We start from the raw sequence: 17,393 nt of genomic DNA on the forward strand, positions 1-17,393 counted from the left end.
CTAGGAGACACCTTGAAGCGCGACATCCACCCCGAGTACGTCGAGACGCAGGTCAGCTGCACCTGCGGTGCGTCGTTCACCACCCGGAGCACCATCGACAACGGCACCATCCGTGCCGACGTCTGCTCCGAGTGCCACCCGTTCTACACGGGCAAGCAGAAGATCCTCGACACCGGCGGCCGCGTGGCCCGCTTCGAGGCCCGCTTCGGCAAGGCTGCCGGCTCCGCCAGCAAGTAGCGAGCCACTGCGCCGGTTCCCGGCGCCCTCTTCCCGGGGGCGTCGGAACCGGCGTTTTTGCCGGTCGGGAGCCCAGGGGAGCCCTGCCGGGACGCCCCACCGGGCCGTACGACCTCCAGCAGGCCCAGCCGCGAGACCAACCAGGAGCCCCCGCATGTTCGAGGCGGTCGAGGAACTGATCGGCGAGCACGCCGATCTCGAGAAGAAGCTCGCCGACCCGTCGGTCCACGCCGACCAGGCCAACGCGCGCAAGCTGAACAAGCGCTACGCGGAGCTGACCCCGATCGTCTCCACGTACCGGGCCTGGAAGCAGACGGGCGAGGACATCGTGACCGCGCGCGAGTTCGCCGCGGACGACCCCGACTTCGCCGCCGAGGTCAAGGTGCTGGAGAAGCAGCGCGAGGAGGTCACGGAGAAGCTCCGCCTCCTCCTCGTCCCGCGCGACCCCAGCGACGACAAGGACGTGCTCCTGGAGATCAAGGCGGGCGCCGGCGGCGACGAGTCCGCCCTGTTCGCGGGCGACCTGCTGCGCATGTACCTGCGCTACGCCGAGCGCGTCGGCTGGAAGACCGAGATCATCGACTCCACCGAGTCCGAGCTCGGCGGCTACAAGGACGTCCAGGTCGCCGTGAAGACCAAGGGCGGCAACGGCGCCACCGAGCCCGGCCAGGGCGTCTGGGCCCGGATGAAGTACGAGGGCGGCGTGCACCGCGTGCAGCGCGTGCCCTCCACCGAGTCCCAGGGCCGCATCCACACCTCCGCCGCGGGCGTGCTCGTCACCCCCGAGGCCGAGGAGGTCGACGTCGAGATCCACGCCAACGACCTGCGCATCGACGTCTACCGCTCCTCCGGCCCCGGCGGCCAGTCCGTGAACACGACCGACTCCGCGGTCCGCATCACCCACCTGCCGACCGGCGTCGTCGCCTCCTGCCAGAACGAGAAGAGCCAGCTCCAGAACAAGGAGCAGGCCATGCGCATCCTGCGCTCCCGGCTGCTCGCCGCCGCCCAGGAGGCCGCGGAGCAGGAAGCCTCCGACGTCCGCCGCAGCCAGGTCCGCACCGTCGACCGCTCCGAGAAGATCCGGACGTACAACTACCCGGAGAACCGCATCTCGGACCACCGCGTCGGCTTCAAGGCGTACAACTTGGACCAGGTGCTCGACGGAGACCTCGACGCCGTCATCCAGGCGTGCGTCGACGCCGACTCCGCCGCCAAGCTCGCCAACGCGTAAGCGACCCGCCCGCCCCGCACACCCGGTAACCGTACGGAGAACCGCGATGAACCTGCTGCTCGCCGAGGTGGCCCAGGCCACCCAGCGGCTGGCCGACGCCGGTGTCCCCTCACCGCGATTCGACGCCGAGGAGCTCGCGGCCTTCGTCCACGGGGTGAAGCGGGGCGCGCTGCACACGGTGCCCGACTCCGACTTCGACGCCCGGTACTGGGAGACGATCGCCCGCCGCGAGGCCCGCGAGCCCCTCCAGCACATCACCGGCCGCGCCTTCTTCCGCTACCTGGAGCTCCAGGTCGGACCCGGCGTCTTCGTGCCCCGGCCCGAGACCGAGTCGGTCGTCGGCTGGGCCATAGACGCGGTGCGCGCGATGGACGTCGTCGAGCCCGTCGTCGTCGACCTGTGCACCGGATCGGGCGCCATCGCGCTCGCCATGGCGCAGGAGGTCCCCCGCTCCCGGGTGCACGCCGTGGAGCTGTCCGAGGACGCCCTCAGGTGGACGCGGAAGAACGCCGAGGGGTCCCGGGTCACCGTCCACAAGGGAGACGCCCTGAGCGCCCTCCCCGAGCTCGACGGCCAGGTCGACCTGGTCATCTCCAACCCGCCGTACATCCCGCTCACCGAATGGGAGTACGTCGCCCCCGAGGCCCGCGACCACGACCCGGAGATGGCCCTCTTCTCCGGCGAGGACGGCCTCGACACCATCCGCGGGATCGAACGCACCGCCCACCGCCTGCTGCGGCCCGGCGGCCTCGTCGTCATCGAGCACGCCGACACCCAGGGCGGCCAGGTCCCGTGGATCTTCACCGAGGAGCGGGGCTGGGCGGACGCCGCCGACCACCCCGACCTGAACAACCGCCCCCGGTTCGCCACCGCCCGCAAGGCCATGCCGTGACCGGCCCCCGGCACCACCACCCGTACCCGCACCCGCTCCAGGAGGCCGGCTGATGGCTCGGCGATACGACTGCAACGACGCCACCGACCGGACCACGGGGCTGCGCGAGGCCGCGTCGGCCGTCCGCCGGGGCGAACTGGTCGTGCTGCCCACCGACACCGTCTACGGGATCGGTGCGGACGCCTTCACCCCGGAGGCCGTCGCGGACCTGCTGGACGCCAAGGGGCGGGGCCGCAACATGCCCACCCCCGTCCTCATCGGCTCCCCGAACACCCTGCACGGCCTGGTCACCGACTTCTCCGAGGAGGCGTGGGAGCTGGTCGACGCCTTCTGGCCCGGCGCCCTCACCCTCGTCGCCAAGCACCAGCCCTCCCTCCAGTGGGACCTCGGCGACACCCGGGGCACCGTCGCCATCCGGATGCCGCTGCACCCGGTCGCCATCGAGCTGCTGACCGAGGTCGGGCCGATGGCCGTCTCCAGCGCCAACCTCACCGGGCACCCCTCGCCGGAGGACTGCGACGCCGCCCAGGCCATGCTCGGCGACTCCGTCTCCGTTTACCTCGACGGCGGCCCCACACCCGGCATCGTGCCGTCCTCGATCGTCGACGTCACCGGCGCCGTCCCGGTCCTGCTGCGCGCCGGCGCCCTCTCCGCGGAGGAGCTGCGCAAGGTGGTCCCCGACCTCGAGGTGGCCAATTGACCGCCCCCGAGGGGCGTGGCATAGCGGGGCGGACCGACACCTTCCGCATCCTCCACGTCAGCACCGGCAACGTCTGCCGCTCGCCCATCACCGAGCGGCTGACCCGCCACGCCCTGGTGGACCGCCTCGGCGACCCGCTCAGCGGCGGCCTCATCGTGGAGAGCGCGGGCACCTGGGGCCACGAGGGCGCCCCCATGGAGGCCAACGCCGAGATCGTCCTCGCCGACTTCGGCGCGGACGCCACCGGCTTCGTCGGCCGGGAGCTGCTGGACGAGCACGTCATCCGCGCCGACCTGGTCCTCACCGCCACCCGCGACCACCGCGCCCAGGTCATCTCCATGGGCCACTCCGCGGGCCTGCGCACCTTCACGCTCAAGGAGTTCACCCGGCTGGTACGGGCGATAGACCCGGCCACCCTGCCCGACCCCCGCGACGAGGGCGTCGTCGAGCGCGCCCGCGCCCTGGTGCGCGCCGCCGCCGCGCTGCGCGGCTGGCTGCTGGCCCCGACCGCCGAGGCGGACGAGGTCTACGACCCCTACGGCGCCCCCATCACCTTCTTCCGCTCCATCGGCGACGAGATCAACCAGGCGCTCGACCCGGTCGTCACGGCGCTCACCGGCGTACACGCCCCGCACTGACCGGCGTACGCGCCGGGCCCGCGTGCGCGCCGGTGCGCCGACCGGCGTACGGAACCCCGCCACAGCGGGCGCCCCGCCCCGCCCCGGCCTACATTGGAGCTGAGCCGGCACCCTTCCCCGGCGCACCCGTCTCCAGGCCCGGAGCCGCACCATGCCGGTCACCTCTCCCGCCGCCCCCGCCGCCGTGCCGCCCGCGCCCGGCCGCCCCGACGCGCTGCCCCAGGACTTCGCCGCCCTGCTCCGCGAGGACCCGGAGATCGCCGGGGTGCTGCTCGCGGAGCGGGACCGGCAGGCGGGCGCCCTCCAGCTGATCGCCGCCGAGAACTTCGCCTCGCCCGCCGTCCTGGCGGCCCTCGGCTCCCCGCTCGTCAACAAGTACGCCGAGGGGTACCCGGGCGCCCGCCACCACGGCGGCTGCGAGTACGCGGACGCCGCCGAACGCGTCGCCGTGCGCCGGGCCACCGCCCTCTTCGGCGCCGAACACGCCAACGTCCAGCCGCACTCCGGCTCCTCCGCCGTCCTCGCCGCCTACGCCGCGCTGCTGCGCCCCGGCGACACCGTGCTCGCGATGGGGCTCCCGTACGGGGGACACCTCACCCACGGGTCGCCGGGCAACTTCTCCGGCCGCTGGTTCGACTTCGCCGGCTACGGGGTGGACCCGGACACCGGGCTCGTCGACTACGCCCGGCTGCGCGCGCTGGCCCGCGCCCGCCGCCCCAAGGCCATCGTCTGCGGCTCCATCTCCTACCCCCGCCACCTCGACTACGCGCTGTTCCGGGAGATCGCCGACGAGGTCGGGGCGTACCTGATCGCGGACGCGGCCCATCCGATGGGGCTGATCGCCGGGGGAGCGGCGCCGAACCCGGTCCCGTACGCCGACGTGGTCTGCGCCACCACGCACAAGGTGTTGCGCGGACCGCGCGGCGGCATGATCCTGTGCGGCGCGGAGCTGGCCGGGCGGATCGACCGGGCGGTGTTCCCGTTCACCCAGGGCGGCGCGCAGATGCACACGGTGGCGGCGAAGGCGGTCGCGTTCGGGGAGGCGGCCACCCCCGCGTACACGCGCTACGCCCACCGGGTCGTCGCCCACGCCCGGGTGCTCGCCGCCGGCTTGGAGGCGGAGGGGTTCGCGGTGGCCACCGGCGGCACGGACACCCACATCGTCGTCGCGGACCCGGCCCCGCTCGGCGTCGACGGCCGTACCGCGCGGGAGCGGCTGGCGGCGGCCGGTGTGGTCCTGGACACCTGCGCCCTGCCCCACGGGGAGGGCCGGGGGGTCCGGCTGGGCACGGCGGCCGTCACCACGCAGGGGATGGACGAGGGGGACATGGCCCGGATCGCGGCCCTCTTCGGGGCGGCCGTGCGGCGCTCCGGCGACGCGGAGGCGATCGCGGCGGAGGTCCGGGAGCTGGTCGCCCGCCATCCGCCCTACCCGGGGTAGGGGCCCGGCGCCCCGGAGCGGAGGACTCCGCCGTGTCGGGGGCCGGCGGAGGCTGTGCAACCATCACCCGTGACGTGAAGTCCTTGTACCAGAGACTAGGGTGTGGGTTGTGGATGGCCGGCGAGTTCTGTGGGGCAGCCTGTGCGTGATTACCTGCTGACGCTCTGTGTCACGGCGGCCGTGACCTATCTGCTGACCGGTCCGGTGCGCAAGTTCGCCATCGCGGTCGGGGCGATGCCCGCGATCCGCGCGCGCGACGTCCACCGGGAGCCGACGCCCCGGCTCGGCGGGATCGCGATGTTCGGCGGCCTGTGCGCGGGGCTGATCGTCGCGGACCACCTCTTCAACCTGAAGAGCGTCTTCGAACTCTCCGACGAACCACGGGCGTTGCTCTCCGGGGCCGCCCTGATCTGGCTGATCGGGGTCCTCGACGACAAGTTCGAGATCGACGCCCTGATCAAGCTCGGCGGCCAGATGATCGCCGCCGCCGTCATGGTGATCCAGGGGCTCACGATCCTGTGGCTGCCGATCCCGGGCGTCGGCACGGTCGCCCTCACCCAGTGGCAGGGCACGCTGCTCACGGTGGCGCTGGTCGTCATCACCATCAACGCGGTCAACTTCGTCGACGGCCTGGACGGGCTCGCGGCGGGCATGGTGTGCATCGCCTCGGCCGCGTTCTTCCTGTACGCCTACCGCCTCTGGTACGGGTACGGCATCGAGGCGGCCGCCCCGGCCACGCTGTTCGCGGCGATCCTGATGGGCATGTGCCTGGGCTTCCTGCCGCACAACATGCACCCCGCGCGGATCTTCATGGGCGACTCGGGCTCGATGCTGATCGGCCTGGTGCTGGCGGCGGGCGCGATCTCGATCACCGGCCAGGTCGACCCGGACAACCTGAAGATCTTCTTCGAGGGCAGCGAGCGCGGGGCGACCCACGCGATGTTCCCGGTCTTCATCCCGCTGGTGCTGCCGCTGACGATCATCGCGATCCCGGCCGCCGACCTGGTGCTCGCCATCGTCCGGCGCACCTGGAACGGCCAGTCGCCGTTCGCCGCCGACCGGGGCCACCTGCACCACCGGCTGCTGGAGATCGGCCACTCGCACAGCCGGTCCGTGCTGATCATGTACTTCTGGTCGGCGCTGATCGCCTTCGGCACCGTCGGCTACTCGGTGCACGCCGCCTCCTCGTGGATCGTGTTCGTGATCATGGCGGCCAGCGCGGCGGGCCTGATCCTGCTGCTGATGCCCCGGTTCACCCCGCGCGCCCCGCACTGGGCCAACCGCTTCGTGCCGCCGCGCTACCGCCGGCCGCAGGAGGAGGTTTCCGCCCCCGCGTACGAGGAGGAGCCGCCGGCCGAGGGCTCCGGGGACCGACAGGGTTCCCAGGACGCCCGGACGGGCGAGGAGGGCGCCGAACGGGCCCCGGTGGCGGTCGGCGTGGCCGGCGTCAACGGCGCTACCGCGATCGGCCCCCGTTCGCGCCTCTCCGATCGACGGTCCCTCGACTCCTCCCCGTGACGTTCCGGAAGTACGCGTGCTTTACCAGGCGTTGCACCGAGGTGACGTGCACACACGCGCGGGTTAACTCTCATGTGTGACAGTTGGCACACCTTTGAGGTAAAGACCTCATCAAATAGTTTGTGATACCGTTCACGAGACCCGGTGACGGAGCCGAAGGACCCTGGTAGGACGGTCCCTTGGCCCGAAAATCCGCTTCGCGGACCGGGCCTACGCTCGTCCATGACGACGCCCCATTCCTCCCCTCAGACCAGTGGAGCTGCCGCCATGCAGTCCGACATGCGCGAAGTACTGCGCATCGCCACACCCCCCGCCGCGGTGGGAGCCCTCGCCACGCTCGTCGGCGGGCTCGTCGTCGGCGGCAAGGGGGCGATCGGCGCCGTCGTGGGCTGCGTGGTGGTCATCCTCTTCATGGCCCTCGGACAGCTCGCGCTGCAGTGGGTCGCCAAGTCGATGCCGCACCTCTTCCAGGGCATGGGGCTGCTGGTCTACTCGGTCCAGCTGGTGGTCCTGCTCGGCCTCATCATGGCCATCAGGGACACCACCCTCTTCGACCTCCAGGTCTTCGCCCTCACGCTGGTCGTCTCGGTGATCGCATGGATCGTCACGCAGACCGTCCTGCACGCCAGGAGCAAGACCCTGTACGTCGATCCGGAGGCGGACGGCGAAGACGTCCCGCGCGGAACCGAGGGGAAGCATGACCAGTAGGGCCGGGATAAAGCCCTGTTCGACATGCTGCTATCGTCCGGTCTCGGTTGCGGTACTGCGGGCGCGGACAACACGGCTGTCGCCTGATACATCGCGAGGCTTCGGGCCCGGCCGCCGCCTCCTCACCGTAAGAACCAGTCCGGTGCCGACCTGCGGCTGCCAGCCGCTCCGATACAACGAGGTAGCCGTATCCATGCGCCATGCAGAAGGAGCTCCTGGTGACTGCTGACGCCCAGACGCTCGCCTTCGAGGTTGACTGCCACCTGTTCCAGGGCTCGTGCGGATTCCCAGCCCCGAGCGCGTGGTCGTTCATCTTCGACCCGATCTTCTCGATCGGTCCGGTCGAGTTCAACAAGCCGATGCTGCTCGCGATCATCGGGACGTTCGCCATCCTGGCGCTGTTCTGGGCCGGCTTCTCCAAGCCCAAGGTCGTTCCCGGCAAGCTGCAGATGATCGCCGAGACGCTCTACGACTTCGTCCACCGGGGCATCGCCAAGGAGATCATCGGCAAGAAGGGCGAGCCCTTCGTCCCGCTGCTGGTGTCGCTGTTCTTCTTCGTCTGGATGCTGAACCTCTGGGCGATCATCCCGATCGCGCAGTTCCCGGTGAGCTCGCTCATCGCGTACCCGGTCGGACTGGCCCTGCTCGTCTGGGCCGTCTACATGACGGTGACCTTCCGCAGCAACGGCTTCGTCGGCGGCATCCGCAACCTGTGCGTACCGAGCGGCCTGCCCAAGCCGATCTACGTGATCCTGACGCCGATCGAGTTCGTCTCGAACATCTTCGTGCGCCCCTTCACGCTGGCGGTCCGGCTCTTCGCGAACATGTTCGCCGGTCACATCCTGATCCTGGTCTTCACGATCGCGACCTGGTACATGCTCGGCACCGTGCTCGGCACCGTCTACGCCACCGCGTCGTTCGCCGTGACGCTGGCCCTGACCGTCTTCGAGATGTTCATCCAGGCGCTCCAGGCCTACGTGTTCACCGTGCTGACCGCCACGTACTTGTCCCAGGCGCTCGAAGAAGCGCACTGAGGACACCCGGGCCACCACCCGGACACCCCCTAGAACGTCCGGTGGACGCACTCTCCACCGGCCAATCAAGAGAAGGAATCACAGATCCATGTCTGAGACTCTCGCAGCCGTTGTGGGCAACGTCGGCACCATCGGTTACGGCCTCGCCGCGATCGGCCCCGGCGTCGGTATCGGCATCATCTTCGGTAACGGTGTGCAGGCCATCGCCCGTCAGCCCGAGGCCGCCGGCCTGATCCGCCAGAACATGCTTCTCGGCTTCGCGGTCATCGAGGCCCTGGCCCTGATCGGCTTCGTCGCCCCCTTCATCTACCCGAAGTAGTCCAGGCGACCTGACGATACGTTTTCGACGAAAGGTCCACCATGTTGCACTTGGCAGCTGAGGAGCCGCAGTCACCGCTGCTGCCGGTCTGGCCCGAGATTGTCATCGGCCTGATCTGCTTCAGCATTGTCTTCTTCGTCTTCTACAAGAAGCTCCTCCCGGCCATCAACAAGGCCCTGGACGAGCGTCGCGAGGCGATCGAAGGCGGTATCGAGAAGGCGGAAGCGGCTCAGACCGAGGCGCAGAGCGTTCTTGAGCAGTACAAGGCCCAGCTGGCGGAGGCCCGTCACGAGGCCGCCCGTCTGCGCCAGGAGGCGCAGGAGCAGGGCGCCGTCATCATCCAGGAGATGAAGGCGGAGGGTCAGCGGCAGCGCGAGGAGATCATCGCCGCGGGCCACACCCAGATCGAGGCCGACCGCAAGGCCGCTGCCTCGGCGCTGCGCCAGGACGTGGGCAAGCTCGCCACCGACCTGGCCGGCAAGCTCGTCGGCGAGTCCCTCCAGGACCACGCCCGGCAGAGCGGCACCGTCGACCGGTTCCTCGACGAGCTCGAGGCGAAGGCCGAGGCGGCCCGATGAACGGCGCGAGCCGCGAAGCACTGGCCGCCGCACGCGAGCGTCTCGACGCGCTGACCGACAACACGTCGGTCGACGCGGCGAAGCTCGCCGAGGAGCTGGCGTCGGTCACCGCGCTGCTCGACCGCGAAGTATCCCTGCGCCGGGTCCTCACCGACCCGGCCCAGAGCGGCGAGAGCAAGGTCGAACTGGCCGCGCGGCTGCTCGCCGGACAGGTCGGCGGCGAGACCGTCGACCTGGTCTCCGGACTCGTCCGGTCCCGCTGGTCGCGCTCCCGCGACCTGGTGGACTCGGTCGAGGAGCTGGCCGACACGGCCGACCTCACCGCCGCCCAGCGCGGCGGACGCCTCGACGACGTCGAGGACGAGCTGTTCCGGTTCGCCCGGATCGTCGGCTCCGACACGGAGCTGCGCTCCGCGCTGACCAGCCGTACGGCCACGGCCTCGGCCAAGAGCGGGCTGCTGCGCGGCCTGCTCGGCGGCAAGGCGCAGCCGGTCACCGAGCGGATCATCGTCCGCCTCGTGACCCAGCCGCGTGGACGTAGCCTGGAGGCGGGGCTGGACGCGCTGTCCAAGCTCGCCGCGGAGCGCCGGGACCGCACGGTCGCCGTCGTCACCTCGGCGGTGCCGCTCAGCGACCGGCAGAAGCAGCGCCTCGGCGCCGCCCTGGCGAAGCTGTACGGCCGGGAGATGCACCTGAACCTGGACGTGGACCCCTCGGTCCTCGGCGGGGTCTCGGTGCGCGTCGGCGACGAGGTCATCAACGGCACCGTCGCGGAGCGTCTCGAAGAGGCGACCCGGCGCATGGCCGGCTGACCCAGCTCGGCGCAGAAGAACAAGCAAGACCAGCGGCCCGGTTGGGCCGTGCAGAAACTGCAGAAGATTCCTGGGGGTCGGCCCCCAGACCCCCTTAAGAAACTTCGGGCCCAACAAGGAGAGCAGGGAACCCAGATGGCGGAGCTCACGATCCGGCCGGAGGAGATCCGGGACGCACTGGATAACTTTGTCCAGTCGTACCAGCCGGACGCGGCCTCGCGCGAGGAGGTCGGTACGGTCAGCGTTGCCGGCGACGGCATCGCGAAGGTGGAGGGTCTCCCCTCCGCCATGGCGAACGAGCTGCTGAAGTTCGAGGACGGCACCCTCGGTCTCGCCCTCAACCTCGAGGAGCGCGAGATCGGTGCGATCGTCCTCGGCGAGTTCAGCGGCATCGAGGAGGGCCAGCCGGTGCAGCGCACCGGTGAGGTGCTCTCCGTCGGCGTCGGCGAGGGGTACCTCGGCCGCGTCGTCGACCCGCTCGGCAACCCGATCGACGGTCTCGGCGAGATCGCGACCGACAGCCGTCGCGCCCTCGAGCTGCAGGCCCCTGGCGTCATGGTCCGCAAGTCGGTGCACGAGCCGATGCAGACCGGCTACAAGGCCGTCGACGCCATGGTGCCGATCGGCCGCGGCCAGCGTCAGCTGATCATCGGCGACCGCCAGACGGGTAAGACCGCGCTGGCCGTCGACACGATCATCAACCAGCGCGACAACTGGCGCTCGGGCGACGTGAACAAGCAGGTGCGCTGCATCTACGTCGCCATCGGTCAGAAGGGTTCCACCATCGCCTCCGTGCGTGGTGCGCTCGAAGAGGCCGGTGCGCTGGAGTACACGACCATCGTCGCCGCCCCGGCGTCCGACCCGGCCGGCTTCAAGTACCTGGCGCCGTACACCGGTTCGGCCATCGGCCAGCACTGGATGTACCAGGGCAAGCATGTCCTGATCATCTTCGACGACCTCTCGAAGCAGGCCGACGCCTACCGCGCCGTGTCCCTGCTGCTGCGCCGCCCGCCGGGCCGTGAGGCCTACCCGGGCGACGTCTTCTACCTGCACTCGCGTCTGCTGGAGCGCTGCGCCAAGCTCTCCGACGACATGGGCGCCGGTTCGATGACGGGCCTCCCGATCGTCGAGACCAAGGCGAACGACGTGTCGGCGTTCATCCCGACCAACGTCATCTCCATCACCGACGGCCAGTGCTTCCTGGAGTCCGACCTGTTCAACGCGGGTCAGCGTCCGGCGCTCAACGTCGGTATCTCGGTCTCCCGCGTCGGTGGCTCCGCCCAGCACAAGGCCATGAAGCAGGTCTCCGGCCGGCTTCGCGTGGACCTCGCCCAGTACCGCGAGCTGGAGGCGTTCGCCGCCTTCGGTTCCGACCTGGACGCGGCCTCGAAGGCGTCGCTGGAGCGCGGCAAGCGCATGGTCGAGCTGCTGAAGCAGCCGCAGTACGCCCCGTTCCCGATGGAGGAGCAGGTCGTCTCGGTCTGGGCCGGCACCACGGGCAAGATGGACGACGTCCCGGTCGAGGACATCCGTCGCTTCGAGGCCGAGCTGCTGGAGTTCCTGCGCCGCGAGCGCAAGGACCTCCTGACCAGCATCGCCGAGGGCGGCAAGATGTCCGACGACACGCTGCAGTCGATCGCCGACGCGATCGCCGCCTTCAAGCAGCAGTTCGAGACCTCGGACGGCAAGCTCCTGGGCGAGGGCTGATCGATGGGCGCTCAGCTTCGCGTTTACAAGCGCCGCATCCAAGCCGTCACCGCGACCAAGAAGATCACCAAGGCGATGGAGATGATCGCCGCCTCGCGCATCGTCAAGGCGCAGCGCAAGGTGGCGGCGTCCCAGCCGTACGCGACCGAGCTCACCCGCGCGGTGACCGCGGTCGCGACGGGGTCCGACGCCAACCACCCGCTCACCACCGAGGTCGAGAGCCCGACCCGGGCCGCGGTCCTGCTCGTCACGAGCGACCGCGGTCTGGCCGGCGGCTACTCCTCCAACGCCATCAAGGCCGCGGAGCGACTCCGGGAGCGCCTCGCCTCCGAGGGCAAGGAGGTCGACACGTACATCGTCGGCCGCAAGGGTGTCGCGTACTACGGCTTCCGTGAGCGCAAGGTCGCCGAGTCCTGGACCGGCTTCACCGACAACCCGGCGTACTCCGATGCCAAGCGCATCGCCGCCCCGTTGATCGCGGCCATCCAGAAGGACGCGGCCGAGGGCGGCGTCGACGAGCTGCACATCGTCTTCACCGAGTTCGTGTCGATGATGACGCAGAACGCGGTCGACGCCCGGATGCTGCCGCTCTCGCTCGACGAGGTGGCCGAGGAGAGCACCCGCAAGGGTGAGATCCTTCCGCTGTTCGACTTCGAGCCGTCGGCCGAGGACGTCCTCGACGCCCTTCTGCCGCGCTACGTCGAGAGCCGTATCTACAACGCACTGCTGCAGGCCGCCGCTTCCGAGCACGCAGCCCGCCGCCGCGCGATGAAGTCGGCCACCGACAACGCCGGGGACCTCATCAAGAGCCTGTCCCGGCTTGCCAACGCGGCCCGCCAGGCCGAAATCACCCAGGAAATCAGCGAGATCGTCGGCGGTGCCAGTGCTCTGGCCGACGCGACCGCGGGGAGTGACAAGTAATGACGACGACAGTTGAGACGGCCGCTGCCACGGGCCGCGTCGCCCGGGTCATCGGCCCGGTCGTCGACGTGGAGTTCCCCGTCGACGCGATGCCGGAGATCTACAACGCCCTCCACGTCGAGGTCGCCGACCCGGCCGAGGACGGCGCCCGCAAGACGCTGACCCTGGAAGTGGCCCAGCACCTGGGCGACGGCGTGGTCCGCGCGATCTCGATGCAGCCCACCGACGGCCTGGTCCGCCAGGCCGCGGTGACCGACACGGGCGCGGGCATCACCGTCCCCGTCGGTGACATCACCAAGGGCAAGGTGTTCAACACCCTCGGTCAGATCCTGAACGAGCCGGAGGCCGAGGCGCAGATCACCGAGCGCTGGCCGATCCACCGCAAGGCCCCGGCCTTCGACCAGCTCGAGTCGAAGACCGAGATGTTCGAGACCGGCCTGAAGGTCGTCGACCTGCTGACCCCGTACGTCAAGGGCGGCAAGATCGGTCTGTTCGGTGGTGCGGGCGTCGGCAAGACGGTCCTCATCCAGGAAATGATCATGCGTGTGGCGAAGCTGCACGACGGTGTGTCGGTGTTCGCCGGTGTCGGTGAGCGCACCCGTGAGGGCAACGACCTCATCGACGAGATGACCGAGTCGGGCGTTCTGGACAAGACCGCGCTCGTCTTCGGCCAGATGGACGAGCCGCCGGGGACGCGTCTGCGCGTGGCCCTGTCCGCCCTGACCATGGCGGAGTACTTCCGCGATGTGCAGAAGCAGGACGTGCTGCTCTTCATCGACAACATCTTCCGCTTCACGCAGGCCGGCTCCGAGGTCTCCACGCTGCTCGGCCGCATGCCGTCCGCGGTGGGTTACCAGCCGACCCTGGCCGACGAGATGGGTGTGCTCCAGGAGCGCATCACCTCGACGCGCGGTCACTCGATCACCTCGATGCAGGCGATCTACGTCCCCGCGGACGACCTGACCGACCCGGCCCCGGCCACCACGTTCGCCCACCTCGACGCGACGACGGTGCTCTCCCGTCCGATCTCGGAGAAGGGCATCTACCCGGCCGTGGACCCGCTGGACTCCACGTCCCGCATCCTGGACCCGCGCTACATCTCCCAGGACCACTACGCCGCGGCCAGCCGCGTCAAGGGGATCCTGCAGAAGTACAAGGACCTCCAGGACATCATCGCGATCCTCGGCATCGACGAACTGGGCGAGGAGGACAAGCTCGTCGTCCACCGTGCCCGCCGCGTCGAGCGCTTCCTGTCGCAGAACACCCACGCCGCCAAGCAGTTCACCGGCCTGGACGGTTCGGACGTTCCGCTCGACGAGTCGATCGCCGCGTTCAACGCGATCTGCGACGGGGACTACGACCACTTCCCCGAGCAGGCGTTCTTCATGTGCGGTGGCCTGGACGACCTCAAGGCCAAGGCCAAGGAGCTCGGCGTCTCCTGAGCCTCCGGCTCACCGAGGGGGGCGGGTGTGTCCCGCCCCCCTCACCCCGCCCCGTAGAATTGACCCAACACCCGGCCGGTCGGCCGGGTGGTGACCCGAGGAGCCACCCTTGGCTGCTGAGCTGCATGTCGAGCTGGTCGCCGCGGACCGAAGTGTCTGGTCCGGCGAGGCCACCCTGGTCGTCGCGCGCACCACGTCCGGCGACATCGGCGTCATGCCCGGTCACCAGCCGCTTCTGGGTGTGCTGGAATCGGGCCCGGTGACGATCCGTACGAGCGAGGGCGGCACCGTGATCGCCGCCGTGCACGGTGGATTCATCTCGTTCGCGGACGACAAGCTGTCGCTGCTGGCCGAGATCGCCGAGCTGGCCGACGAGATCGATGTCGAGCGGGCCCAGCGCGCGCTGGAGCTCGCGAAGTCGGACGCGGACGCCGCCGCCCAGCGGCGCGCCGACGTGCGACTGCGTGCGGTGGCGGTGCGCTAGCACCCCCGCCGACAGATGTCTTTACTCAGCCGCGGCCCGAGCTGGAGCGATCCAGCCGAGTCGCGGCTGAGGCGATGCAGGTGCCATACGGTTGCGGTGTTCGTTACTCGACGATGCGAGGAGGTCGGTGGAGATGGTCCTCGCGTTGTGGGTGGGCTTGTCCGTCGTGGTCCTGATCCTGCTGGGGCTGTTCGTCTTCGGCCTGCGCCGACGGCTGATCCAGCGGTCCGGAGGAACCTTCGACTGCAGTCTGCGCTGGGACGTGTCCGAGGAACCGGACGCCCTCGGCAAAGGCTGGGTGTACGGGGTCGCGCGCTACAGCGGTGACCGCGTCGACTGGTTCCGCGTCTTCTCCTACGCTCCTCGCCCCCGCCGGGGCCTGGAGCGTTCTGCTGTCGAGGTGGTCGGCCGCCGGCTTCCCGAGGGCGAGGAGGAGCTGGCGCTCCTGTCCGACTCCGTCGTGCTCGTCTGCCTCCACCGGGGGACGCGCCTGGAGCTGGCGATGAGCGAGGACGCCCTGACCGGCTTCCTGGCCTGGCTGGAGGCGGCGCCGCCCGGCCAGCGGGTCAACGTGGCCTGAGAGGCGGCTCCGCTGGAAGGGGCCCCGGGGCCGGGTGAACGGGGCGTGGCGGAGCGCGTACCCGGGCCGTAGGCGCCCGGAGGGCCGGCGCACGTAGGTTGGGCCGCTGCCGCGGGAGAGCCGTGCGTATACGGCCGTGCACAGCGAAAAGCCGGGGAGACGGGGGGCGGACCCGTCTCCCCGGCGCTTTTCCGGGGTGGTGCGGTACTGCTGCTACGGCGTGGGGATTACTGGAGGCCGCTGTCCATCGCGCTCACCAGTTCGCCGTTGGCGGTGTCGCCCGAGAACTCCCAGAAGAACGCGCCGCCCAGCCCCTGGTTCTTCGCCCAGGTCATCTTCGAGCCGATGGTGGCCGGGGTGTCGTAGCTCCACCAGTTGGTGCCGCAGTGGGCGTACGCGGTGCCGGCGACGGTGCCGGTCGTCGGGCAGGAGTTCTTGAGGACCTTGTAGTCCTCGATGCCCGCCTCGTACGTGCCCGGAGCCGCGCCGGTCGCCGTGCCGCCGGGGGCGGCCTGGGTGACGCCGGTCCAGCCGCGGCCGTAGAAGCCGATGCCGAGGAGCAGCTTGGAGGCCGGGACGCCCTGGGCCTTCAGCTTGGCGATGGCGTCGGCGGAGGTGAAGCCCTGCTGCGGGATGCCGGCGTAGGAGGTCAGCGGCGAGTGCGGGGCCGTCGGGCCCTTGGCCGCCCAGGCGCCGAAGAAGTCGTACGTCATCACGTTGTACCAGTCCATGGACTGGGCCGCGCCCGCGTAGTCGGTGGCGTCGATCTTGCCGCCGGCCGAGGCGTCGGCGGTGATGGCCGCGGTGACCAGGTTCTTCGAGCCGAACTTCGCGCGGGTGGCGTCGGAGAGCTTCTTCAGCGCGCCCGGGCCGCTGGTGTCACAGGTCAGACCGCAGGCGTTGGGGTACTCCCAGTCGAGGTCGATGCCGTCGAAGACATCGGCCCAGCGGGGGTCCTCCACCAGGTCGTAGCAGGACTGGGCGAAGGCGGCGGGGTTCTGCGCGGCCTGGGGGAAGCCGCCCGACCAGGTCCAGCCGCCGAACGACCAGAGGACCTTGATGTGCGGGTACTTGGCCTTGAGCTTGCGCAGCTGGTTGAAGTTGCCGCGCAGCGGCTGGTCCCAGGTGTCGGCGACGCCGTCGACGGACTGGTCGGCGGTGTACGCCTTGTCGTAGTCGGCGTACGAGTCGCCGATGGTGCACTTGCCGTTCTGCACGTTGCCGAAGGCGTAGTTGATGTGCGTGATCTTCGCGGCGGAGCCCGACGTCACCAGGTTCTTGACGTGGTAGTTGCGCCCGTAGACGCCCCAGTTGGTGAAGTAGCCCAGGTTGATCTTGTCGCCGCCGGGCTGCTCGCCGCCGCCGCCGGTGGTGCGCACGGAGACGGAGCCGGAGACCGGGCCGGTCTGGTCGGCGGTGTCCCGGGCCTGCACGGCGTAGGAGTAGTCGGTGCCCGCGGTCAGGCCGGTGTTGGTGTAGGTGGTGCCGGTGACCGTGGCGACCTTCGCGCCGTCGCGCAGCACGTCGTAGTTCTTGACGCCCTTGTCGTCGGTGGCCGCGCTCCAGCTGAGCTTCACCGAGGTGTCGGTGACACCGCTGGTGGTCGGGGTGCCGGGGGCCGAGGGCGGGTTGTCACCGGGGACGTTGGGGCCGCCGTCACAGGAGGCGCCGTTCAGCTTGCAGCCCGTGGGGGAGCCGGAGCCGGTGCCGTTGAACCCGAAGCTGACGCTGGCGCCGGGCGCCACGGTCCCGTTCCAGGAGAGGTTCTTGGCGGTGTAGTGATCGCCGCTCTTGGTGAGGTTGGCGTCCCAGGCGGAGCCCGCCGCGGTGCCGGAGGGGAAGTCCCACTCGATGGTCCAGGAGGAGAGCGCGGTGGTGCCGGTGTTCTTCACCGTCCACTGGCCCTCGAAGCCGCTGCCCCAGTCGGACTTCTTGGTGTACGTGGCGGTGGCCGACGCGGCCGCCGACGCGGGGGAGGCGAGCCCCACCATCGCGGCCAGCGGCACGACCAGCGCGGTCAGGCCCGCCACGACCTTGGACCTGCCGCTGCGGACAGGTATCCATCTGAGTCGGGAACGGCGTTGGGGGGATTCAGTGCTCAACGGTGCTCCTCGGGTGAGGTCCAGCAAACGGGGGTGATTCGTGGACTGC

Annotated in this window: 18 protein-coding genes; 17 read left to right on the forward strand and 1 reads right to left on the reverse strand. The window is 70.2% G+C overall.

Features of this window, described 5'->3' with window-relative positions; translation table 11 throughout:
* The first annotated feature begins 12 nt into the window (after nt 1-12).
* The 17 genes from rpmE to ACH4K1_RS21165 all read left to right on the forward strand — a co-directional run bounded on the left by rpmE (nt 13) and on the right by ACH4K1_RS21165 (nt 15,242).
* Nucleotides 13-237 carry a 50S ribosomal protein L31 gene (rpmE, locus tag ACH4K1_RS21085; protein ID WP_003966263.1) on the forward strand — a complete coding sequence of 75 codons (225 nt, stop codon included), beginning with the start codon at nt 13-15 and terminating at the stop codon, nt 235-237.
* A gap of 154 nt (nt 238-391) precedes the next feature.
* Nucleotides 392-1,468, forward strand: a complete 1,077-nt coding sequence (gene prfA, locus ACH4K1_RS21090) for a peptide chain release factor 1 (RefSeq protein ID WP_398090802.1) — start codon at nt 392-394, stop codon at nt 1,466-1,468.
* A gap of 46 nt (nt 1,469-1,514) precedes the next feature.
* Nucleotides 1,515-2,360 (forward strand): peptide chain release factor N(5)-glutamine methyltransferase, encoded by an 846-nt coding sequence (gene prmC / locus ACH4K1_RS21095; protein ID WP_307669881.1) that lies wholly within the window; start codon nt 1,515-1,517, stop codon nt 2,358-2,360.
* A 52-nt stretch (nt 2,361-2,412) separates the two neighbouring features.
* Entirely contained in the window at nt 2,413-3,060 is a 648-nt protein-coding gene (locus ACH4K1_RS21100) for an L-threonylcarbamoyladenylate synthase (protein ID WP_398090803.1), read from the forward strand.
* Nucleotides 3,057-3,698, forward strand: coding sequence for a protein-tyrosine-phosphatase (locus tag ACH4K1_RS21105; protein WP_398090804.1), 642 nt, complete (start codon nt 3,057-3,059; stop codon nt 3,696-3,698). The genes ACH4K1_RS21100 and ACH4K1_RS21105 overlap by 4 nt, the downstream gene beginning before the upstream one ends.
* A 151-nt stretch (nt 3,699-3,849) precedes the next feature.
* The gene (gene glyA, locus ACH4K1_RS21110; protein WP_398090805.1) at nt 3,850-5,139 is read left to right on the forward strand and encodes a serine hydroxymethyltransferase; all 1,290 of its coding nucleotides are present in this window, start codon (nt 3,850-3,852) and stop codon (nt 5,137-5,139) included.
* Nucleotides 5,140-5,268: 129 nt separating this feature from the next.
* Complete coding sequence (locus tag ACH4K1_RS21115; protein ID WP_398090806.1) at nt 5,269-6,657, forward strand: MraY family glycosyltransferase; 1,389 nt, start codon at nt 5,269-5,271, stop codon at nt 6,655-6,657.
* A gap of 267 nt (nt 6,658-6,924) precedes the next feature.
* Nucleotides 6,925-7,365 carry a hypothetical protein gene (locus ACH4K1_RS21120; RefSeq protein WP_398090842.1) on the forward strand — a complete coding sequence of 147 codons (441 nt, stop codon included), beginning with the start codon at nt 6,925-6,927 and terminating at the stop codon, nt 7,363-7,365.
* A gap of 200 nt (nt 7,366-7,565) precedes the next feature.
* Nucleotides 7,566-8,399: a F0F1 ATP synthase subunit A gene (gene atpB / locus ACH4K1_RS21125; RefSeq protein ID WP_073763782.1), complete on the forward strand. Its 834-nt coding sequence runs from the start codon at nt 7,566-7,568 to the stop codon at nt 8,397-8,399.
* Nucleotides 8,400-8,487: 88 nt separating this feature from the next.
* A complete protein-coding gene (gene atpE / locus ACH4K1_RS21130) occupies nt 8,488-8,718 on the forward strand; it encodes an ATP synthase F0 subunit C (protein WP_006127588.1) in 231 nt (76 codons plus the stop codon).
* 41 nt (nt 8,719-8,759) lie between these two features.
* Nucleotides 8,760-9,296 carry a F0F1 ATP synthase subunit B gene (locus ACH4K1_RS21135; protein WP_006127589.1) on the forward strand — a complete coding sequence of 179 codons (537 nt, stop codon included), beginning with the start codon at nt 8,760-8,762 and terminating at the stop codon, nt 9,294-9,296.
* Nucleotides 9,293-10,108 (forward strand): F0F1 ATP synthase subunit delta, encoded by an 816-nt coding sequence (locus ACH4K1_RS21140; protein WP_398090807.1) that lies wholly within the window; start codon nt 9,293-9,295, stop codon nt 10,106-10,108. Before ACH4K1_RS21135 ends, ACH4K1_RS21140 begins: the two co-directional genes overlap by 4 nt.
* Nucleotides 10,109-10,243: 135 nt before the next feature.
* On the forward strand, nt 10,244-11,815 hold the full coding sequence (gene atpA, locus ACH4K1_RS21145) for a F0F1 ATP synthase subunit alpha (RefSeq protein WP_228990156.1): 1,572 nt from the start codon (nt 10,244-10,246) through the stop codon (nt 11,813-11,815).
* Nucleotides 11,816-11,818: 3 nt separating this feature from the next.
* Nucleotides 11,819-12,736 carry a F0F1 ATP synthase subunit gamma gene (locus tag ACH4K1_RS21150; RefSeq protein ID WP_228990155.1) on the forward strand — a complete coding sequence of 306 codons (918 nt, stop codon included), beginning with the start codon at nt 11,819-11,821 and terminating at the stop codon, nt 12,734-12,736.
* Nucleotides 12,736-14,178, forward strand: a complete 1,443-nt coding sequence (gene atpD / locus ACH4K1_RS21155) for a F0F1 ATP synthase subunit beta (protein WP_228990154.1) — start codon at nt 12,736-12,738, stop codon at nt 14,176-14,178. Before ACH4K1_RS21150 ends, atpD begins: the two co-directional genes overlap by 1 nt.
* 109 nt (nt 14,179-14,287) lie before the next feature.
* Nucleotides 14,288-14,662, forward strand: a complete 375-nt coding sequence (locus ACH4K1_RS21160; protein ID WP_073763772.1) for a F0F1 ATP synthase subunit epsilon — start codon at nt 14,288-14,290, stop codon at nt 14,660-14,662.
* Nucleotides 14,663-14,795: 133 nt separating this feature from the next.
* On the forward strand, nt 14,796-15,242 hold the full coding sequence (locus ACH4K1_RS21165) for a DUF2550 domain-containing protein (protein WP_073765551.1): 447 nt from the start codon (nt 14,796-14,798) through the stop codon (nt 15,240-15,242).
* 227 nt (nt 15,243-15,469) lie between these two features.
* Here ACH4K1_RS21165 and ACH4K1_RS21170 read toward each other — a convergent pair whose 3' ends face one another.
* The gene (locus tag ACH4K1_RS21170; RefSeq protein ID WP_398090808.1) at nt 15,470-17,344 is read right to left on the reverse strand and encodes a glycosyl hydrolase family 18 protein; all 1,875 of its coding nucleotides are present in this window, start codon (nt 17,342-17,344) and stop codon (nt 15,470-15,472) included.
* Nucleotides 17,345-17,393: the final 49 nt, after the last annotated feature.

Source organism: Streptomyces sp. NPDC017448 (genome assembly GCF_044330565.1).
Lineage (GTDB): Bacteria > Actinomycetota > Actinomycetes > Streptomycetales > Streptomycetaceae > Streptomyces.